Source organism: Mesorhizobium sp. ISC15 (genome assembly GCF_037162615.1).
Classification (GTDB): domain Bacteria; phylum Pseudomonadota; class Alphaproteobacteria; order Rhizobiales; family Rhizobiaceae; genus Mesorhizobium; species Mesorhizobium mediterraneum.
Genome location: NZ_JAVSPX010000003.1, coordinates 119,817 through 135,554, shown reverse-complemented (window position 1 = coordinate 135,554; position 15,738 = coordinate 119,817). Strand labels below are relative to the sequence as shown.

Sequence of the window (15,738 nt, the reverse complement as noted above, 5' to 3'; positions counted from 1 at the left end):
AACCGTTGCGAAGCAGCCGCATTGCGTGCTTGCGTGAAAGCCACTCACGGCAACAGACTCATCGAGAATCCGCACCTTTTCGGCACGGCCACCCCCAATATAGCGCTGCCTTACCGCACCCACCAATTCATCGCGAGTTGCCATGCTTACACGCCTCATTTGATCTGCTCCCGCCACACCATTGCCGGGAGCAGATCAGATGAGGCAACGACTTACTATTCAGGAACCATTCAGACGAGGCAATGCGCCGTCTCATCCTGATCGTCGCGCTATAGCAGTCCTTCGGCCAGGGCCACGAAGCTCTCGCCACCGAGAATGACATGGGTGTGTTCGAAGCCCGACCAGGCGAGCCGGAAGTGGTAGAGCAGATGATCGAGCGGCTGGCCAGCGATCGACACGCCCAGGCTGCTCATGTCGGTAAAATCCGACAGCCCGAGCCGGCCGGGCTCGTGAACCTGACGGAAGATGACCTCCTGCTCTTCGCCGTGGATGGCGCGCCATGACCGAATGCGCCGCTCCAGGGTCCGGCGAATGCCCTCGCTCAGTTCCGGGTGCCGCCGCAGCATCTCTTCGTAGATGGCGACAGCACGGATGCCTGGCGCCACCTTCAAAAGGGGAACGACCTCGGCATCGAAGATGTGCTCGAGAGGGTCAGGCCGTCGCCGGCCGCGAGCCTTTGCTTTTGCGATGGCAGGTCCGGATTCTTCTTGATGCGATAGGCCGTCGCTCTGCTGATCGACGCTTGGCTTGGCCACGTCAGCCTGGATACGACCAACCGATATGCCGAGATCAGCATCAAGATGAAGCAGGAGGCGCTTGAGGCCTGTCAGGTGCCTTCGACTTCTTCGGTGGGACCGCCCCGAAGACCAGTCTGGCAAAGCGAGCCAAAACTTCTCGAATGGCTCGCCGGCCTCTGATCGTTATGTGCCTCGCCGTCATCGAGAACGGTTGGATCAACAGGCTGCGGGGCACATAACCGTTCGGGACACAAAACTAACGATTACGTGCCCGGGCACGTAACCGGGGACGATCAGTCGGGGAACGCCATCAAAGAAACGAAACATCCTGACGTGTGAACCAATCCAATCAGGCAGTGTCTGGATCCAGGTTGCTTCGGCATAGGTGAAGCTGGACGCACCCAGGACTGCCACGAAGATCTCCGCCTCACGGATATCGCCGGTGTCTCGATCAACGATCGGGATCTTCTTGCCGGAATAGTCCATGCAGACCTTGTCGCCGGCGCCTTCTCCCTTTGCCGCGCGGGAAGAATCCCCGTTGTTCATCACGCGCGATGGCCGGGCGTGGCACTACGTGCGGGTCATTTCCTGGTTCCAGCATGTCCGACGAGCCGCCGGAATCAGTTGCCCTATCGGCGAGCTTCGGCCGCCACGACTGCACGAATATTCGTCACACGGCCGCCGTGCACCGGGTGATCGCATGGTATCGCTCCGGTCAAGACGTGCAGCGGTTACTTCCGCAACTCGCAACCTATCTTGGCCACATCGATATTCGTTCAACCCAGCGCTATTTGCAGATGACGCCGGATCTCCTCGAGACAGCCAGCCAGTGCTTTGCGCAGTACGCGATGGGGACCGACCATGAAGGGTGCCTCCTTGGCCCGTGGATACGTCGTTTCCTATTGGAGCATCTGGTCGCCGAGCGCAATCTTTCCCGCAACACCCAAGCCAGCTACCGCGACACGCTGACGCTGTTGCTGCCGTTTGCAAGCAGGATGGGAGGCTGTGCCATCGACCGCATGACCGTAGAAGATCTGACTCCGGCAATTGTCCGCAAATTCCTGGACCACATGGAACACGATCGCCAACGCAGCGACGCAACCCGCAATCAACGGCTTGCGACCATCCATTCCCTGGCGCGCTTCATCGGCACGCGTTCGCCGGTCCACCTGGCCTGGTGTTCCGAGATACGGGCAGTGCCGTTCAAGAAGACGGCCAAGACGGCGATCGGATATCTCGAAAAGGCCGAGATGGACGCGTTGCTCAGTCAACCCGACAGACGCACCAGCCTTGGGGTGCGCGACCATGCTGTGCTGCTATTCCTGTACAACAGCGTTGCTCGCGCCGATGAGGCAGCAAAATTGACGGTCGGCGATCTCCAATTGGGCGCGTCCCCGTCAGTGCGCCTTCATGGCAAGGTCCGAATCTGCCCATTGTGGCCAACGACGGCAACGTCTCTGGCCCGCCTCGTGACTGGGCGGGACAAGAGTGACGCGGTCTTTCTGGGGCGGACGAAGGAGCCTTTGACACGGTTCGGAATACAACGTGTCGCTGCTATGGCGAGCGAAGCCGTGCCGACGTTGACCGCGAAGCGTGTAAGTCCGCATACGATTAGGCACACAACAGCCGTCCACCTCCTGCGCGCCGGTGTCGACATCAACACCATCCGCGCTTGGCTGGGCCACGTGTCGTTGGACACCATGCATATCTACGCCGAGGTCGACATGGAGGCGAAGGCTAAGGCATTGGCCAAGCTTGATATCAGCAGCTTGAGGGGGCCGCCTCGGCAACGTTCTCTGCCGTCATTGATGGCATTCGTAAAAGCCTTGTAGACGCCAACCGTCGCCTTCTTACGTTGCGGGCCGGGCCACGGAAACCGCCCACATCCCTGGCTCGACCCGACAGCCACTACATAAGTTTGGCGGCAAGATAACGGCTGTAGCCATATCCATCGGGATGACTTCCTCGATACTCCTCCCACAAAATGAGGAGCGTGACGCCCGGCTTCTTGAGCTCGACGGCAAGATGGGCCCAGTTCGGCTCTGTGCGCCGCCGCGTGCCCTGTTTGACGCCATTGCGAGCGAAGAGTTTGTTCTCAAGCGCGTCATCGGTCAGCCCGCTTGGCAGGGGCCAGCTCAACCCGATTGCCGCGCTGCAGATTATCCTGCACCCGTAATGCGTGCTATTCCCAGCACGACCGCAATCTCGCGGGAGCTGGTCCCGCTTCCGGCAAGCCGAAGCATTTGTCTCAACTGTCTCATGGTCAGCCTTCTTTGCCGGCATCAAAATCTCCTCGTTCATCGCGAGGTAACTGATGCCAAAGTTGCTCACCCAGGAGGTAATCTTCAGTGCCGAAAACCGGCCGGTCTTTGGTTGGAACGGTGGCCGGCTTCATACCGGAATGGTGGCCGGTGTTTGATCGGAATGGCGGCCGGCTTCACATCGGAATCCGCATGCTACGGCAACTGCGGCTCGTTTGAAGCCTACCCGATCGCCACGTCGGGATATGATAGTCGACCTCTCCCGATTGATATCGCCGGATCAAAGCTCGGATCAAACACCTAGCCCACATCTATTAGCTGACTGGCTGGATCGACGCACTGAAGAAGAAGAGCGACTTTCTAACGAGGGATAGCGGAGGCATCTCGGCCACCGCTGGAAGACAAGATCATCTAATGCGGTGGCCGAGGCTGTCTACTAGGCCGACATCCTGGGGTTCTACGGGCTTCCGGGCCGGGGCGAAACCCTCACATGGCGTTGATGCACTGCATACAGCGATCATGAGCCAGCGTGTGAACTGGGTGCTCGATGCCGGCATTCGCACCTTCTTGGATCGATTGTCCCCCCCTGGTTCATGAGGTGTGTTCGAAGAGGGTGGGATTGTGATCTATGATCTTGATCCATAGACCTTTTCTCTGTCCGCGGACGACATGGACGGCTTCCAGCTCGCCGCGCTTGATCCGCTGCAACAGACTTTGGCACGACAGACCGAGCGTCTCCATGGCGTCGCGGATCGGTTCAAAGCCGTCGCCGGGTGTGGCGAGGAAGCGGGCCTTGAGTTCCGCCGTCAGGCGAATGCGCCAAGGCGCGCCGGGCGTGATCTGTTCGCCGTGGATGAGGCCGTCGTTGATGTGGCGGTGGAGCGTCGACGGCGCCACGCCGAGGGTGGCGGCGGCCTGACGGACGGTGACGATGTCGCCGTCGGCGGCCGGTGGCTTGGCCTTGCAGACAGGGATCTTCCAGTGGTTGCGCAGATAGCCGACGCGGTTGGCGTCGAAGCGGTGGCCGTACGCCGTTCGGCGGCCTTGTTTGTTGAGAATGCCGGCGATGACGGCGTCGGGGTAATGCGGTGCCAGCCGCCGCAGCAGTGCCAGCGTATCCTCGTCGGTACGAACCGTCGCCGGCCGCGAGCGCGGCAAGGCGACGGTGAGGCGGCTCGTAGCATCGCCATTCCAGCGCAGCACCAGATGCGCCGCTGCCTCGCCGCGATCAACATGGAGGGTGACCTCCTCAAGGAGCGTGCGCAGCAATTCCTTACGGTCACGCGGCGTGGTGGTGGGTGCGTGCCACGCGCTCGCCAGATCGGCCCCAAGGGCAAGCAGCTTTTCCCGGTCCGTGGCCGACAGGACGCGCGGACGCTGCTCCTGGCGCCGCGCCAGTTCCGCCTTCGCCGCCTCCAGGGCGCGCAGCGCCTCCTCCCACTCCTGCTCGAGCCTGCGGGCGACCAGGCGATTGTCGGGATCGACGGCGCGATAGCGGCGCTCGGCGCGGTTGACGGCGAAGGTGGCGCGCTCCACGTCGAGCCGCCATTGCTTGAGGGCCGCCTCGCGATCGTTCTCCAGCCGCTCGGCCGCTTCGAGCGTGGCGGCCAAGCGCACCGGCTCCAGCGCTTCCAGGAAGGCCGCCATCACGGCTTCATCGATCTGCCCGCCGCCGACATTGAGGCAATGGACGCCTCTGCCCTCGACGACCACCTTGCCGGGACAATGGTAGCCCGGCGTCACGGTACGGCCGCGATAATGGGTGTGCAGCCGTCGCCCGCAATGGCCGCAGCGGGCAATGCCCTGCAGCAGGGCGCCGCCCTCTCTGGCGGCGCCACCGGCCTGTTCCTGCACCTTGGCGTGCGTCCGGGGCTGGGTGTTGGCCGCCATGCGCTCTCGATTGGCCTCGAAGGTCGGCCAGTCGATATAGCCCTGGTGGTGGTCCTTGATCAGCACTTGCCAGTCTTCCATCGGCAGCTTGCGCACCCGCTTGCGCCGCGCGCCGGTTTCGTCGAGCGCCGTCTCCCGGCGATTCTTGCCATAGACATAGGCGCCGGCATAGACCGGATTGGCAAGGCACGGCATGAACGGCGTGGTAGCTGGCTTCGCCCCAGCGCAGTTCGTGCTGTCCACCAAGCCACAGTGGGAACTTCATCCCTTGCTCGCGGAACCACAGCCAGACGCGGCGCGCCGAGCCCAGTTCGACGAAACGGGCGAAGATGGTGCGGATGACATGGACGACCGCCTCGTCGGGATGGATCAGGATCTCGCCGTCTTCTTCACCCCAGACGAAGCCGACCGGTAGGCCGCGGCGCAATTCGCCGCGCGCTGCCTTGTTGCGGATTCCGCCATTGAGGCGGGCGCGCAGGACGTGCAATTCGGCCTCGCTCATGGCGCCTTTCAAGCCGAGCAAAAGTCTATCGTTGAAGAGGGCCGGGTGGTAGATCCCGTCGGCATCTCCAATCAGCGTATCGGTCAGCCCCGCCAACTAGGGAATTTTCGATGCCCACAATCAGGGAATATTCATCGCCCGATGACAGAGGTCCTCGTCGATGACCAGGACACGCTCGTCCGGCCAACCCAGTTCGCGCGCCCGCTCGGCCAGCGCGTATTGTCGCTCCGTCGATTCACGGTTGTTCTCCACCTGCGAGGCACTCGACTGGCGCAGGTAGACGACAGCCAGCCGGACCTGGTGACCGGCGGTGATTTTGCTGTGTTCAGTCATGACCGGCTTCCCTCACTGTCAGCATGCGCGCGATCACGAGGGCGAGCCGGCGCAACGCCTCCGCCCGCGCCTCGGCGTCCAGCTTCTCCCAGGCGGGTGGGTCGGGAGGCCGCTTGCGGTCTTCCTCGGCGAATCTCAGCTTCAGTTGCATGTCGCTCCTCCTTGTCATCGGGCGGCGACTCGCCGCGCCGCTCAAGAAGAGCGTCGGTCAGAAGGCGCAGATGCAGAAGGTCTGAAAGCCGCCCAATGCTGGAGTGATTTGCCGGCGAGACCGTGGAATCACCACCCATGCCCCCGAGATCCGTCCACGCGACGGGAATGTAGGTCCGGCTGCCGTCCGGCAATTCTACAAGCAGCGTTGGCTCGCCCCGGCGTTTGAGTCGGCTGATTACAGCCAGAGGCCGCCCTTCAAAGGCGTGGCCCTCCCGCATGATCGTTGCCGAGGCGGGAAGGTCCTGGTGATGGGTAGTCTGGAGATGTTTCCTTCGGCTCGGTCAACCACGATGTGGCTGCTGGGGATGATGGCGCACAGGATTGCTGATCTCGAAACCTACCGCTAATCGGGCTGGCGTTCTTGAGAGCGGCGAGAAGCAAGCGACGGAAAGGGGCACCCCCAAGGGGAAATCACCCCGCTCCTCGCCCGGCCTATAGCGCGGCGATCTGGGAGAGACCTGCGCGACAATCTGGATGAGACTCTCAGAGCGCGGGTCATGGGCAAATTATCATGCTGATTGTGGCTGGCAAGGTTTTCGTCGTTTTCTGATCGTCGCTCCGCGACAAGCTCGTGCATGTTTTTGATTGTCGCGTAGGAGGCGGGCCTGCCGCGCTGGCGTTTGGCTTCCATGGCGGATCTGCGCCGGTAGCTTTCGACATTCATCTCGAAGATCGTTGCGTGATGAACAAGCCGATCGACCGCGGCGAGGGTCATGGCGGGGTCGGGAAAGACCCTGTTCCATTCTCCAAAGGGCTGATTGGCGGTGATCATGATGGAACGCCGCTCATATCTTGCACAGATGAGTTCGAAGAGCACGCTCGTTTCGGCCTGGTCCTTGGTGACGTAGGCCAGATCGTCGAGGATCAGCAGATCGAACTTGTCGAGCTTTGCGATGGCGGATTCGAGCTGCAGCTCACGCCGTGCGACCTGAAGCTTCTGAACGAGATCGGTGGTTCGGGTGAACAGCACGCGCCAGCCGTTCTCGATGAGGGCGAGCCCGATAGCTGCGGCGAGATGGCTCTTTCCGCCGCCGGGCGGGCCAAACAACAGGATGTTGGCACCCTTTGCGAGCCAGCTGTCGCCGGCGGTCATGGCCATGACCTGCGCCTTGGAGACCATGGGTACGGCGTCGAAGGCGAAGCTGTCGAGTGTCTTTCCGGGCGGCAGATGCGCTTCGGCCAGATGACGTTCGACCCGGCGCCGATCGCGCTCGGCCAACTCATGCTCGGCAATGGCCGAGAGGAACCGGGCGGCGGGCCAGCCTTCCTTATCGGCCTGTTCGGCAAATTGTGGCCACAGGGTCTTGATCGTCGGCAATCTGAGGTCGTTGAGCATGATGCCGAGACGGGCTTCGTCGATGATGTGGGCGGCCTTCATGCGGCGTCTCCCACATAGGCCGTGCCGATCAGAGCTTCATAGCCGTTGAGGGAAGCGAGCTGCACCGAGACGGTCGGCAGCCGTGCGGGATCCGGGCCGAAGAGCGTTCGCAAGACGGCAATATCGGGCAGGTCGCCGGCGTCGAGGGTCTCGGCGAGTTGCTCGGCAAGTTCGCGCTCGCAGCCCCGATCATGGGCCAGCGCCAGCAATTCGACCATCACCTTGCAGGCCTGCCTGTCCGGCAGCCGCTCAATGAGCACATCGAAGGCCCTGCGGTATTCCTGCTGCGGGAAGAGCTTGTCACGATAGACGAGATTAAGAAGCGCCATCGGCTTTTTGCGCAGGGAGTGGATGACGTGCCGATAATTGACGACCTGATCGTGCCTTCCATCCGCATGCCCGCGGCCTCTGGGAAGCGTCATCAGCTGTGTTCCTCCGACAAAGACCTCGAGGCGATCGTCGAACAGCCGGACGCGAAGCCGATGTCCGATCAGGCGGGAGGGAACGGTGTAGAAGACCTTGCGCAAGGTGAAGCCGCCGGTCCGCGACACGGTCACGACCACCTCCTCGAAGTCGCTGGTCCGCCGATCGGGGAGCTCCTGCAGATGAGGGCGCTCGGCGTCGATGCGTTTGCCATGATTGGCGTTGTGCCGGCTGGCGATCTCATCGATGAACGCACGATACGCACCGAGATCGTCAAAGTCCTTGCTGCCGCGCATCAGAAGGGCGTCACGGATGGCGCTCTTGAGATGACCATGGCTGCTTTCGATCGACCCGTTCTCGTGGGCGATGCCCTTGTTGTTGCGGGTCGGCGTCATGCGATAATGGGCGCAGAGCTCCTCGTAACGATGCGTGAGATCCTCCCTCGCATCGGCACTGAGATTGCGGAAAGCCGCCGACAGGCTGTCGCTGCGGTGATAGAGCGGCGCTCCGCCAAGTGACCAGAGCGCGTTCTGCAGTCCTTCGGCCAGGGCCACGAAGCTTTCACCGCCGAGAATGACATGGCTGTGTTCGAAGCCTGACCACGCGAGCCGGAAGTGGTAGAGCAGATGGTCGAGCGGCTGGCCCGAGATCGACACGCCCAAGCTGCTCATGTCAGTAAAATCCGACAGTCCGAGCCGGCCGGGTTCGTGAAGCTGACGGAAGATAACCTCCTGCTCTTCGCCGTGGATGGCGCGCCATGACCGAATGCGCCGCTCCAGGGTCCGGCGAATGCCCTCGCTCAGTTCCGGGTGCCGCCGCAGCATCTCTTCGTAGATGGCGACAGCACGGATGCCTGGCGCCGCCTTCAAAAGGGGAACGACCTCGGCATCGAAGATGTGCTCGAGAGGGTCAGGCCGTCGCCGGCCGCGAGCCTTTTGCTTTTGCGATGGCAGGTCCGGATTCTTCTTGATGCGATAGGCCGTCGCTCTGCTGATCGACGCCTTGGCCGCGGCAACCTCGGTGGTATGTTCCTGTCGTAACTTCATAAAGAGCCTCATCTGATGGTCGGTTACATGACGGCCTGGCACAAAGGTGATTCTCCATTCTCCAGAAAATCGCCAAGGTACTTCAGCCAACCGCGCTCAACAGACGTCGGCAGTGACGCCGCGGGGGTGGTGTAACTCCGTTCGGGCTACGCCCTCACTGCGTCACACCACCCCCGCCGAGTCTCATCTTGATTGACGCTGAATCTCATCCTGATCGCCGCGCCGCACCCGGCCGGTCCATCGTGAAGCACAGACGGAAGGGAAACGTCCGGGGCTTGCCGTCGGATGCGCTACGGACGCGCCAGAAACGCATTGACCTTTCGCTTTGTCTGGAATATCGTTCTTATAAGAACATAGTTCTTAGAGTTGCATCGTGGAGGGGTAAGGAATGAGGGGAACTAGACTCTCGCCCATAACGGGCTGCGCGATCCTTAAGCGGGGAGCAGTCAAGAGCTGATGCGTCTTTCTTTCTGCGGAACGCCATGGGCCTTGGGCGTGGTAAGCGGCGCCGGGATCCATCGTATTGCTAATTTCATTGATTGCGAATGAACCACCCGCGTCGCCTTGCCGAACATCGACCCGCGAAATCGGCTGCATCGCTCCGCCACCACATGGAAGACCTCAGCCTCCGGTTGGAACCAGGTTTTGAAACAAGTCGTGATCACGCTGCGTGTCGCAGACATCAAACAGAGAACTAAGGAATAGCCGCGATGAGATTAAGCGAATACGTCAACTATGATGCTACTGGTCTGGCCTCGCTCGTGAGAGCGGGCGAAGTGACTCCTGTTGAGTTGACGCGCTTGGCCCGGGAGGCCCATGATGAGGTCAATCCTCGCATCAATGCCATCATCGAGTTTTATGAAGATGCTGAAACCGTGGCTGGCGCGGACTCCGGACCCTTCCATGGCGTACCGTTTCTTCGAAAGGATAACGGTTTTACGGAGGCTGGCCGCTTGGAGGAAGTAGGAAGCCGCCTGCTGAGAGGTCAGCGCTGTGACACCGACAGCTACTTTATGCGTCGCGCCCGGCTAGCGGGGCTTCGGACGCTTGGAAGAACAACATCGCCGGAGTTTGGGGCATCCGGGATGAGCGAGTCCATTCTAAACGGCATTACCGGCAATCCATGGGATTTGAAACGCTCCGCAGGGGGGTCGTCCTCGGGTTCGGCAGCGGCGGTGGCAGCCGGCATAACGCCGATTGCGTCAGCTAGCGATGGTAGCGGATCGATACGGATCCCGGCGGCTTGGTGTGGTCTCGTCGGTCTGAACCCGTCCCGCGGACGCGTTTCCGGCGGTCCGAATAACCAGGACTCGTCATTTGGTCTTGGTCGACTGTTTGTTGTTTGTCGATCCGTTCGCGATATGGCCGCGGCCCTGGATGTCTTTTCCGGTCCTCACCCCGGCGATCCATTCATCATCGTTCAGCCGAACCGTCCTTATGTCGAGGAATTGTCACAACTGACCGGCACACTGCGAGTTGGCGTCGCGACAACCAAATGGGGGTCGGTCGAGATTGAGCCAGAAGTTCTGCGCGCGGTCGAGGAAACGGCCGCACTCCTTGAGGAAATGGGACACGTGGTCACGGACATCAAACCTCCGCATGATCCCGCAGAGTACCGAAGAATAATGCTCGGCATGGTGGATTTTCGCGCGAGCTGGCTCGAATCCGCAGCGCGGGCCATGGGCCGCACAATCAATGCGGAAACCTTGGAGCCGGTGAATCTTAAACTTCATGAACATGGTCGGACGTTGCCCTTAACCTATGCCGCGGAGATACACGAGGCCATACGAAAGATGAGACTGCAGGTCGGCGAGGCGATCAACGCCTTTGACATTCTTCTGACCCCAGCGATGCCATCGATGGCCGTGCCGCATGGCGGCATCTACTGTGCCACTCACCCGACGATCTGCGCTGAGGAGTTCATGGATGCGGATGCCGCATCTTATCAATATCTCGGCGTGTTCAATGTTACCGGACAACCGTCGGTGTCCCTGCCTTTGGCGCAAAGCACCAGTGGGCTTCCGATCGGTGTTCAGGTCGTCGGCCGCTTTGGCGACGAGGCCACTCTTGTCCGCGTCGCACGCGATCTGGAGGAAGCCAGACCGTGGCACGATCGGCGACCGAGCATCCGTGCCGGAGCAAGCTGACGAACCCCTGTCGTGTCCCCTGGTCACAAGCTAGACAGCGGAGCTGGAAGGATCGCAGGAAACCCGTCACTTGCCGGACCAGAGATGGCGTTATGCCAAGTCTTGCCAGTGTTCGCGTTGTCGCGAGCGAACATCTTGAAACGCGATGGGACGAGCCTTTCCCTGCCACCGCTCTTCGCCTATGCGCTAGCGCCCCCTGGAATAACCCATGCCTCAGTCGATTTTAATCACCCACTTAAAGCCCTGGGAGACCCTTGGTCGCGTCAGGTGCTTTATCGGATAAAGCCATCGTATGGATGCTGAATGAACTCAACAATAGACCGCTCGCACACAGTCGAATGGGACATAAAGCGGCAGGTCGTCACTCGCTACGATCAGTGCGGAGTCTATCGTCTGGCTATTCTGCTTCTACCCGGCTTTTCCCAGCTAAGCCTGTCATCATTCGTTGACCCGCTCCGGCTAGCGAACTCGATATCGGGCCGCTCCTTCTTTGAATGGGCAGTATCTAGTCCGGACGGAGAGCCGGTCGAATGCGCCAGTGGCATCTTTGTGTCCGTTGGTAAGTCTTTTGCAAGCGTGGCAAGCTATCTGCGGAGCAACGGCTTGCCCAATATGGTAATTGTCTGCGCAGGTGAAAAAGTCGAAAGGCATGCGTCAGCCTCTCTCATGAACATTCTGCGTCTTTACAGGCGGCACAGCGTTCCGATCTCAGCGCTTGGCACGGCAACTTGGCTGCTGGCGGAAAGCGGCATTCTGACTGACGCTGCCTGCACGATTCACTGGAACAAGCTGGCGGCGCTGTCTGAGACGTTCGGCCGTTTGCATGTCACGAACAGCCTGTTTGTCCGGGATGGGGACGTGGTGACCTGTGCGGGTGAGTTCGCGTCCTTCGATCTTGCGATGGAACTGATTTCCGATCACCTCGGGAGAGACAACGCATCGGCCGTCTGCCGACACACTACCGCCGGCCAATGGCGTTCTGGTTCCTGCAGGCAATGGGAGACCGGCGGGGAATATGTTGGCGTAAGCAAGAAAGTTGCCGAAGTCGCCCGTCTGATGGAACAGCACATCGAAGATCCGCTCCCCCTCCAAGATATCGCGAAATGCGTCGGACTTTCTCGGCGTCAAGTCGAGCGGCTGTTCGAGCGCCATGTCTCGTGCTCGCCGAAGCGGTACTATTTGCGCGTCAGGGTGGAGTGGGCGAAGCGCCTGATCGAACAGACTAACCTGCCGCTGCTGGAAGTTGCGGTCGCGAGCGGCTTCCTCTCCTCCTCCCATTTCTCGAAGTGCTTCCGCGATGTCTTCGGGACAGCACCGAGCGCTTGTCGTGGGTGACCCACTCGCGCGGACAATCGACGTCAGGAAAGCCTTTTCACAATCTAGTCATCTGGAACTGAAGTACGCTTCATTGTAGGCTGCGCTGCATTGAGATGGAGCGCAGCGATGGCGAACGCGACAGGCGACCGACGACACCTTTCGTATTGAGCGCTGAAGAGCGGGATTACCTGGAGCGGCAAGTTCGACGGCGACGTGTGGCGCGGTCTCTGTCCGAGCGATGTCAAATCATCCTTCGCTGCGCTGACGGCATTGCGATCAAGGTCGTTGCGGCCGAGTTGGGCGTGCATGAGCATACCGTCGGCAAGTGGCGGCGGCGTTTCCTGCGTGATCGTATCGAGGGTCTGCTGGACGAGGCCCGGCCGGGCAGACCCCGGACGATCGATGATGATCAGGTCGCTGCCCTGATTGAGCGGACGCTGCGCTCAACGCCCGACGATGCGACCCATTGGTCGATCCGCTCGATGGCAGCCGTGACAGGCTTCTCGCATACGACGATCCGCCGGATCTGGACCGCCTTCGGACTGCAGTCACATCGCTTCGAGACGTTCAGGCTGTCGAGCGATCCCCTGTTCGTCGACAAGGTCCGCGACATTTCGGGCTCTACCTTTCGCCGCCCAACCGGGCGCTGGTGCTGAGCGTGGATGAGAAGAGTCAGATCCAGGCACTCGACCGCGAGCAACCTGTCCTGCCAATGATGCCGGGCATCCCTGAGCGCCGAACCCATAGCTATGTCCGCCACGGGACGACCTCGCTGTTCGCGGCGCTCGATGTGGCGTCCGGCTTTGTGATTGGCAAATGCTACAAGCGGCACAGGGCCAGCGAATTTCTGGACTTTCTCAAGCAGATCGGCGTCAACGTACAGCGCGGCGATCTGGGGAGAATCTCATCCTGATCGCCGCGCCGCAGTCAACGTGCCGCCCGGTCTCGATGTCCACATCATCATGGATAATTATGCCACCCACAATCCGCGCTGGTGAGGTCATGGCTGGCGCGCCGGCCTCACTACCATGTCCACTTCACGCCCACATCTGCATCTTGGATCAATCAGGTCGAACGCTGGTTCGCTGAACTGACCCGCAAGCAATTGCGCCGCGGTGTTCACACCTCAACCAGCCAGCTTGAGGCCGACATTCGAAGCTTCATTGAGCGTGCCGAGAACCCAAGCCCTACAGGTGGACCAAGACAGCCGACGAGATCCTCTCCTCCGTGAAGCGCTTCTGCCAAAAGGCCGAACGGCCGAACGGACCTTATGTGGCGAACTTTAGATTCTAGCTAGTGCCCGTCCATAGTGTGCTGCAGCAAGCAGAAGGAGGTTCGATGGTGAACTGACAATATGCTGAGAAGCTGCGTGAGAGATGAGGGTAGGCCCCTCGGGATCGGCTTTCAGGAGCGGGTCTCAAACCAGCCCAAGCTGCTGTGGTAGAAGAGCCATGGTGGTTAGCGTTGGGTCAAAAGCCGCGGACATGATCCGGGGCAGGTAGGCATCCGGAAGATGAGCGCAAGCAAACCCTTCGATGACGCGTCGTTAGAACTCTTTAACACCACTAAAACCGAGGGCGTATGGATCTCTCGGGACAGGTCCGTCGGGAGCCTGATGACTGGGCGGACAGTGGACGGCGTATAGGGGGCATGAGCCGGATGCAGGCTTTTGCGCGGAACTGCAGGAACCAGCTTTCTGATGCCAAGGGAGAAGCACAAGCGGCACACCACCGTGAGGCGAGAGTACCGATGCAGGAGGTTGGGGCGGATCGACCCGTAGTAGTGACGAAGGTCCTGTAATGGGGCTGGAGCGAAGGGGTCGGATCAGGTGGTCGTATTTTTCGAGCAACTGGCAACAGGATGACAACGACAGATGTGACAGACAAGCCGTTTATGATCGATAAGCGGCTGGTGTACGAAGCCTACAAAGCGGTCAAATCCAATGGTGGTGCGGCTGGCGTGGACGGGCAGACGATCGAGGCATTCGAAGCCAACCTGGGGAGGAATCTCTACAGGATCTGGAACAGGATGAGCTCGGGAAGTTATTTTCCGCCACCGGTGCGTGCCGTCCCCATTCCGAAAAAGACTGGGGGCCAGCGGATTTTGGGTGTGCCCACCGTGAGCGACAGGATCGCGCAGATGGTGGTCAAGCAGCTCATCGAACCGGAGCTCGATCAGATTTTCCTGTCAGATTCTTATGGCTATAGACCGAGAAAATCGGCACTCGATGCCGTAGGGATCACGCGTCAGCGGTGCTGGAAATATGACTGGGTTCTGGAATTCGACATCAAGGGTCTGTTTGACAACATCTCGCACGAGCTTTTGCTCACGGCAGTTCGCAGGCACGTAAAGAGCAAATGGGCATTACTATACATCGAGAGATGGCTGGCAGCGCCCATGGAGAAGGATGGACAAAGGATTGAACGAAACTGCGGAACTCCGCAAGGGGGCGTAGTTTCGCCGATTCTTTCAAATCTTTTTCTGCACTATGCGTTTGATCTGTGGATGAAACGGACACATCCCAACCTCCCATGGTGTCGGTATGCGGATGACGGGCTGGTGCACTGCCGGACCGAGCAGGAGGCAGAAGCCGTCAAGGCTGCGCTTCAGGCGAGGCTGGCGGAATGCCAACTGGAACTGCACCCGACGAAGACCAAGATCATCTACTGCAGAGACTCCAAACGCAGAGGGCAACATCCGAACGTGACGTTCGACTTCCTCGGATATTGTTTCCGACCGCGCGCGGTATGGGGAACGCAAAGCGGGCGACTGTTTTGCGGCTTCACACCAGCGGTCAGTTCCTCGGCGCTGAAAGCGATGCGGGAAAAGATCAGGGACTTGCACATCCGCCGACAGACGCAGCTCTCGTTGAACGACATCGCCCGGCTGATCAATCCGCTCCTCAGGGGGTGGATCAGCTATTATGGACGGTATGCGCCAACGGGGCTGCAGCCCATACTTCGCTACGTCAATCAGACGGTGCTTGCGTGGGCAAGGCGGAAGTTCAAGCGCTTTGGCAGGGGTAAGGCGCGAGCAAGTCGGTTCTTACAACGGATCGTCGAGCAGCGCACCGATCTCTTCGTGCACTGGCAACTCGGTCTGATCGGCAGGTTTGCCTGATGGGAGCCGTGTGAGCTGAGAGGTTCACGCACGGTTCTGAGAGAGCATTGCGCCTTGCAAGCGCGGCAAGTCCTGCCGTCTGGGATGACGGCCACGGCAAAGCCTAGCGAGCAGCCGTGTACTGAGTCTTGCGTGGTGTCCGGCAACGGCCACTGCGAAGCGTAGACATGGAGGTTGTAGGCCGGAACATATGTGAACGGATAGATAACCCCGAAATCGAACGTGAGCGGAGTAGCCGACCCTATCGCTCTCAGGGGAAGGCGGAACCGCGGATCGCGATACTGCGAGTGGTCCAAGGTGCTTCCGGGGTTCGTACCGCCAGCATGCAACCAAAGGATTTGTCGTGAACAAGGGAGATCCATTCGGCTCAA

The 15,738-nt window shown here is 60.4% G+C and carries 10 protein-coding genes and 5 pseudogenes; 6 read left to right on the top strand and 9 right to left on the bottom strand.

The window, feature by feature from the left end:
• Positions 1-4: 4 nt before the first annotated feature.
• The 3 pseudogenes from RPG13_RS34615 to RPG13_RS34605 all read right to left on the bottom strand — a co-directional run.
• Positions 5-159, bottom strand: a pseudogene (locus RPG13_RS34615) (transposase); the annotation flags it as partial.
• A 116-nt stretch (positions 160-275) separates the two neighbouring features.
• Positions 276-748 (bottom strand): annotated as a pseudogene (locus RPG13_RS34610) (IS21 family transposase); the annotation flags it as partial.
• Between the two features lie 274 nt (positions 749-1,022).
• Positions 1,023-1,241 (bottom strand): annotated as a pseudogene (locus tag RPG13_RS34605) (IS21 family transposase); the annotation flags it as partial.
• 95 nt (positions 1,242-1,336) lie between these two features.
• Between RPG13_RS34605 and RPG13_RS34600 the strand changes: the two are divergent.
• Positions 1,337-2,569 carry a tyrosine-type recombinase/integrase gene (locus RPG13_RS34600; protein WP_337127148.1) on the top strand — a complete coding sequence of 411 codons (1,233 nt, stop codon included), beginning with the start codon at positions 1,337-1,339 and terminating at the stop codon, positions 2,567-2,569.
• A gap of 76 nt (positions 2,570-2,645) precedes the next feature.
• On the opposite strand, the gene RPG13_RS34595 is transcribed toward RPG13_RS34600, so the two are convergent.
• Positions 2,646-2,876: a hypothetical protein gene (locus RPG13_RS34595; protein ID WP_337127147.1), complete on the bottom strand. Its 231-nt coding sequence runs from the start codon at positions 2,874-2,876 to the stop codon at positions 2,646-2,648.
• Positions 2,877-3,589: 713 nt separating this feature from the next.
• Complete coding sequence (locus RPG13_RS34590; RefSeq protein ID WP_337127146.1) at positions 3,590-5,083, bottom strand: recombinase family protein; 1,494 nt, start codon at positions 5,081-5,083, stop codon at positions 3,590-3,592.
• Between RPG13_RS34590 and RPG13_RS34585 the strand changes: the two genes are divergently transcribed.
• Positions 5,082-5,303 carry a hypothetical protein gene (locus tag RPG13_RS34585; RefSeq protein WP_337127145.1) on the top strand — a complete coding sequence of 74 codons (222 nt, stop codon included), beginning with the start codon at positions 5,082-5,084 and terminating at the stop codon, positions 5,301-5,303. The two genes, RPG13_RS34590 and RPG13_RS34585, sit on opposite strands and share 2 nt — an antisense overlap.
• A 207-nt stretch (positions 5,304-5,510) precedes the next feature.
• On the opposite strand, the gene RPG13_RS34580 is transcribed toward RPG13_RS34585, so the two are convergent.
• From RPG13_RS34580 to istA, 4 genes and pseudogenes are all read right to left on the bottom strand, one after another.
• Positions 5,511-5,723 (bottom strand): hypothetical protein, encoded by a 213-nt coding sequence (locus RPG13_RS34580; protein ID WP_337127144.1) that lies wholly within the window; start codon positions 5,721-5,723, stop codon positions 5,511-5,513.
• Positions 5,716-5,874, bottom strand: a complete 159-nt coding sequence (locus RPG13_RS34575) for a hypothetical protein (protein WP_337127143.1) — start codon at positions 5,872-5,874, stop codon at positions 5,716-5,718. The genes RPG13_RS34580 and RPG13_RS34575 overlap by 8 nt, the downstream gene beginning before the upstream one ends.
• A gap of 564 nt (positions 5,875-6,438) precedes the next feature.
• Positions 6,439-7,314 (bottom strand): annotated as a pseudogene (gene istB / locus RPG13_RS34570) (IS21-like element helper ATPase IstB); the annotation flags it as partial.
• The gene (gene istA, locus RPG13_RS34565; RefSeq protein ID WP_442921407.1) at positions 7,311-8,825 is read right to left on the bottom strand and encodes an IS21 family transposase; all 1,515 of its coding nucleotides are present in this window, start codon (positions 8,823-8,825) and stop codon (positions 7,311-7,313) included. The pseudogene istB and the gene istA, both read right to left, overlap by 4 nt.
• Before the next feature lie 668 nt (positions 8,826-9,493).
• Here istA and RPG13_RS34560 point away from each other — a divergent pair.
• The 4 genes and pseudogenes from RPG13_RS34560 to ltrA all read left to right on the top strand — a co-directional run bounded on the left by RPG13_RS34560 (position 9,494) and on the right by ltrA (position 15,367).
• Entirely contained in the window at positions 9,494-10,930 is a 1,437-nt protein-coding gene (locus RPG13_RS34560; protein WP_337127141.1) for an amidase, read from the top strand.
• A gap of 303 nt (positions 10,931-11,233) precedes the next feature.
• A complete protein-coding gene (locus RPG13_RS34555) occupies positions 11,234-12,265 on the top strand; it encodes a GlxA family transcriptional regulator (RefSeq protein ID WP_337127140.1) in 1,032 nt (343 codons plus the stop codon).
• 95 nt (positions 12,266-12,360) lie between these two features.
• Positions 12,361-13,533 (top strand): annotated as a pseudogene (locus RPG13_RS34550) (IS630 family transposase).
• Between the two features lie 574 nt (positions 13,534-14,107).
• Positions 14,108-15,367 carry a group II intron reverse transcriptase/maturase gene (ltrA, locus tag RPG13_RS34545; protein WP_337127139.1) on the top strand — a complete coding sequence of 420 codons (1,260 nt, stop codon included), beginning with the start codon at positions 14,108-14,110 and terminating at the stop codon, positions 15,365-15,367.
• The last annotated feature ends 371 nt before the right edge of the window (positions 15,368-15,738 follow it).

Excerpts from the sequence above, each read along its gene's own strand:
- ltrA (WP_337127139.1), top strand. The coding sequence starts at position 14,108 with ATGACAACGACAGATGTGACAGACAAGCCGTTTATGATCGATAAGCGG.
- RPG13_RS34590 (WP_337127146.1), bottom strand. The coding sequence starts at position 5,083 with ATGCCGTGCCTTGCCAATCCGGTCTATGCCGGCGCCTATGTCTATGGC.
- RPG13_RS34585 (WP_337127145.1), top strand. The coding sequence starts at position 5,082 with ATGAACGGCGTGGTAGCTGGCTTCGCCCCAGCGCAGTTCGTGCTGTCC.
- RPG13_RS34580 (WP_337127144.1), bottom strand. The coding sequence starts at position 5,723 with ATGACTGAACACAGCAAAATCACCGCCGGTCACCAGGTCCGGCTGGCT.
- RPG13_RS34555 (WP_337127140.1), top strand. The coding sequence starts at position 11,234 with ATGAACTCAACAATAGACCGCTCGCACACAGTCGAATGGGACATAAAG.
- RPG13_RS34600 (WP_337127148.1), top strand. The coding sequence starts at position 1,337 with ATGTCCGACGAGCCGCCGGAATCAGTTGCCCTATCGGCGAGCTTCGGC.
- RPG13_RS34560 (WP_337127141.1), top strand. The coding sequence starts at position 9,494 with ATGAGATTAAGCGAATACGTCAACTATGATGCTACTGGTCTGGCCTCG.
- RPG13_RS34575 (WP_337127143.1), bottom strand. The coding sequence starts at position 5,874 with ATGCAACTGAAGCTGAGATTCGCCGAGGAAGACCGCAAGCGGCCTCCC.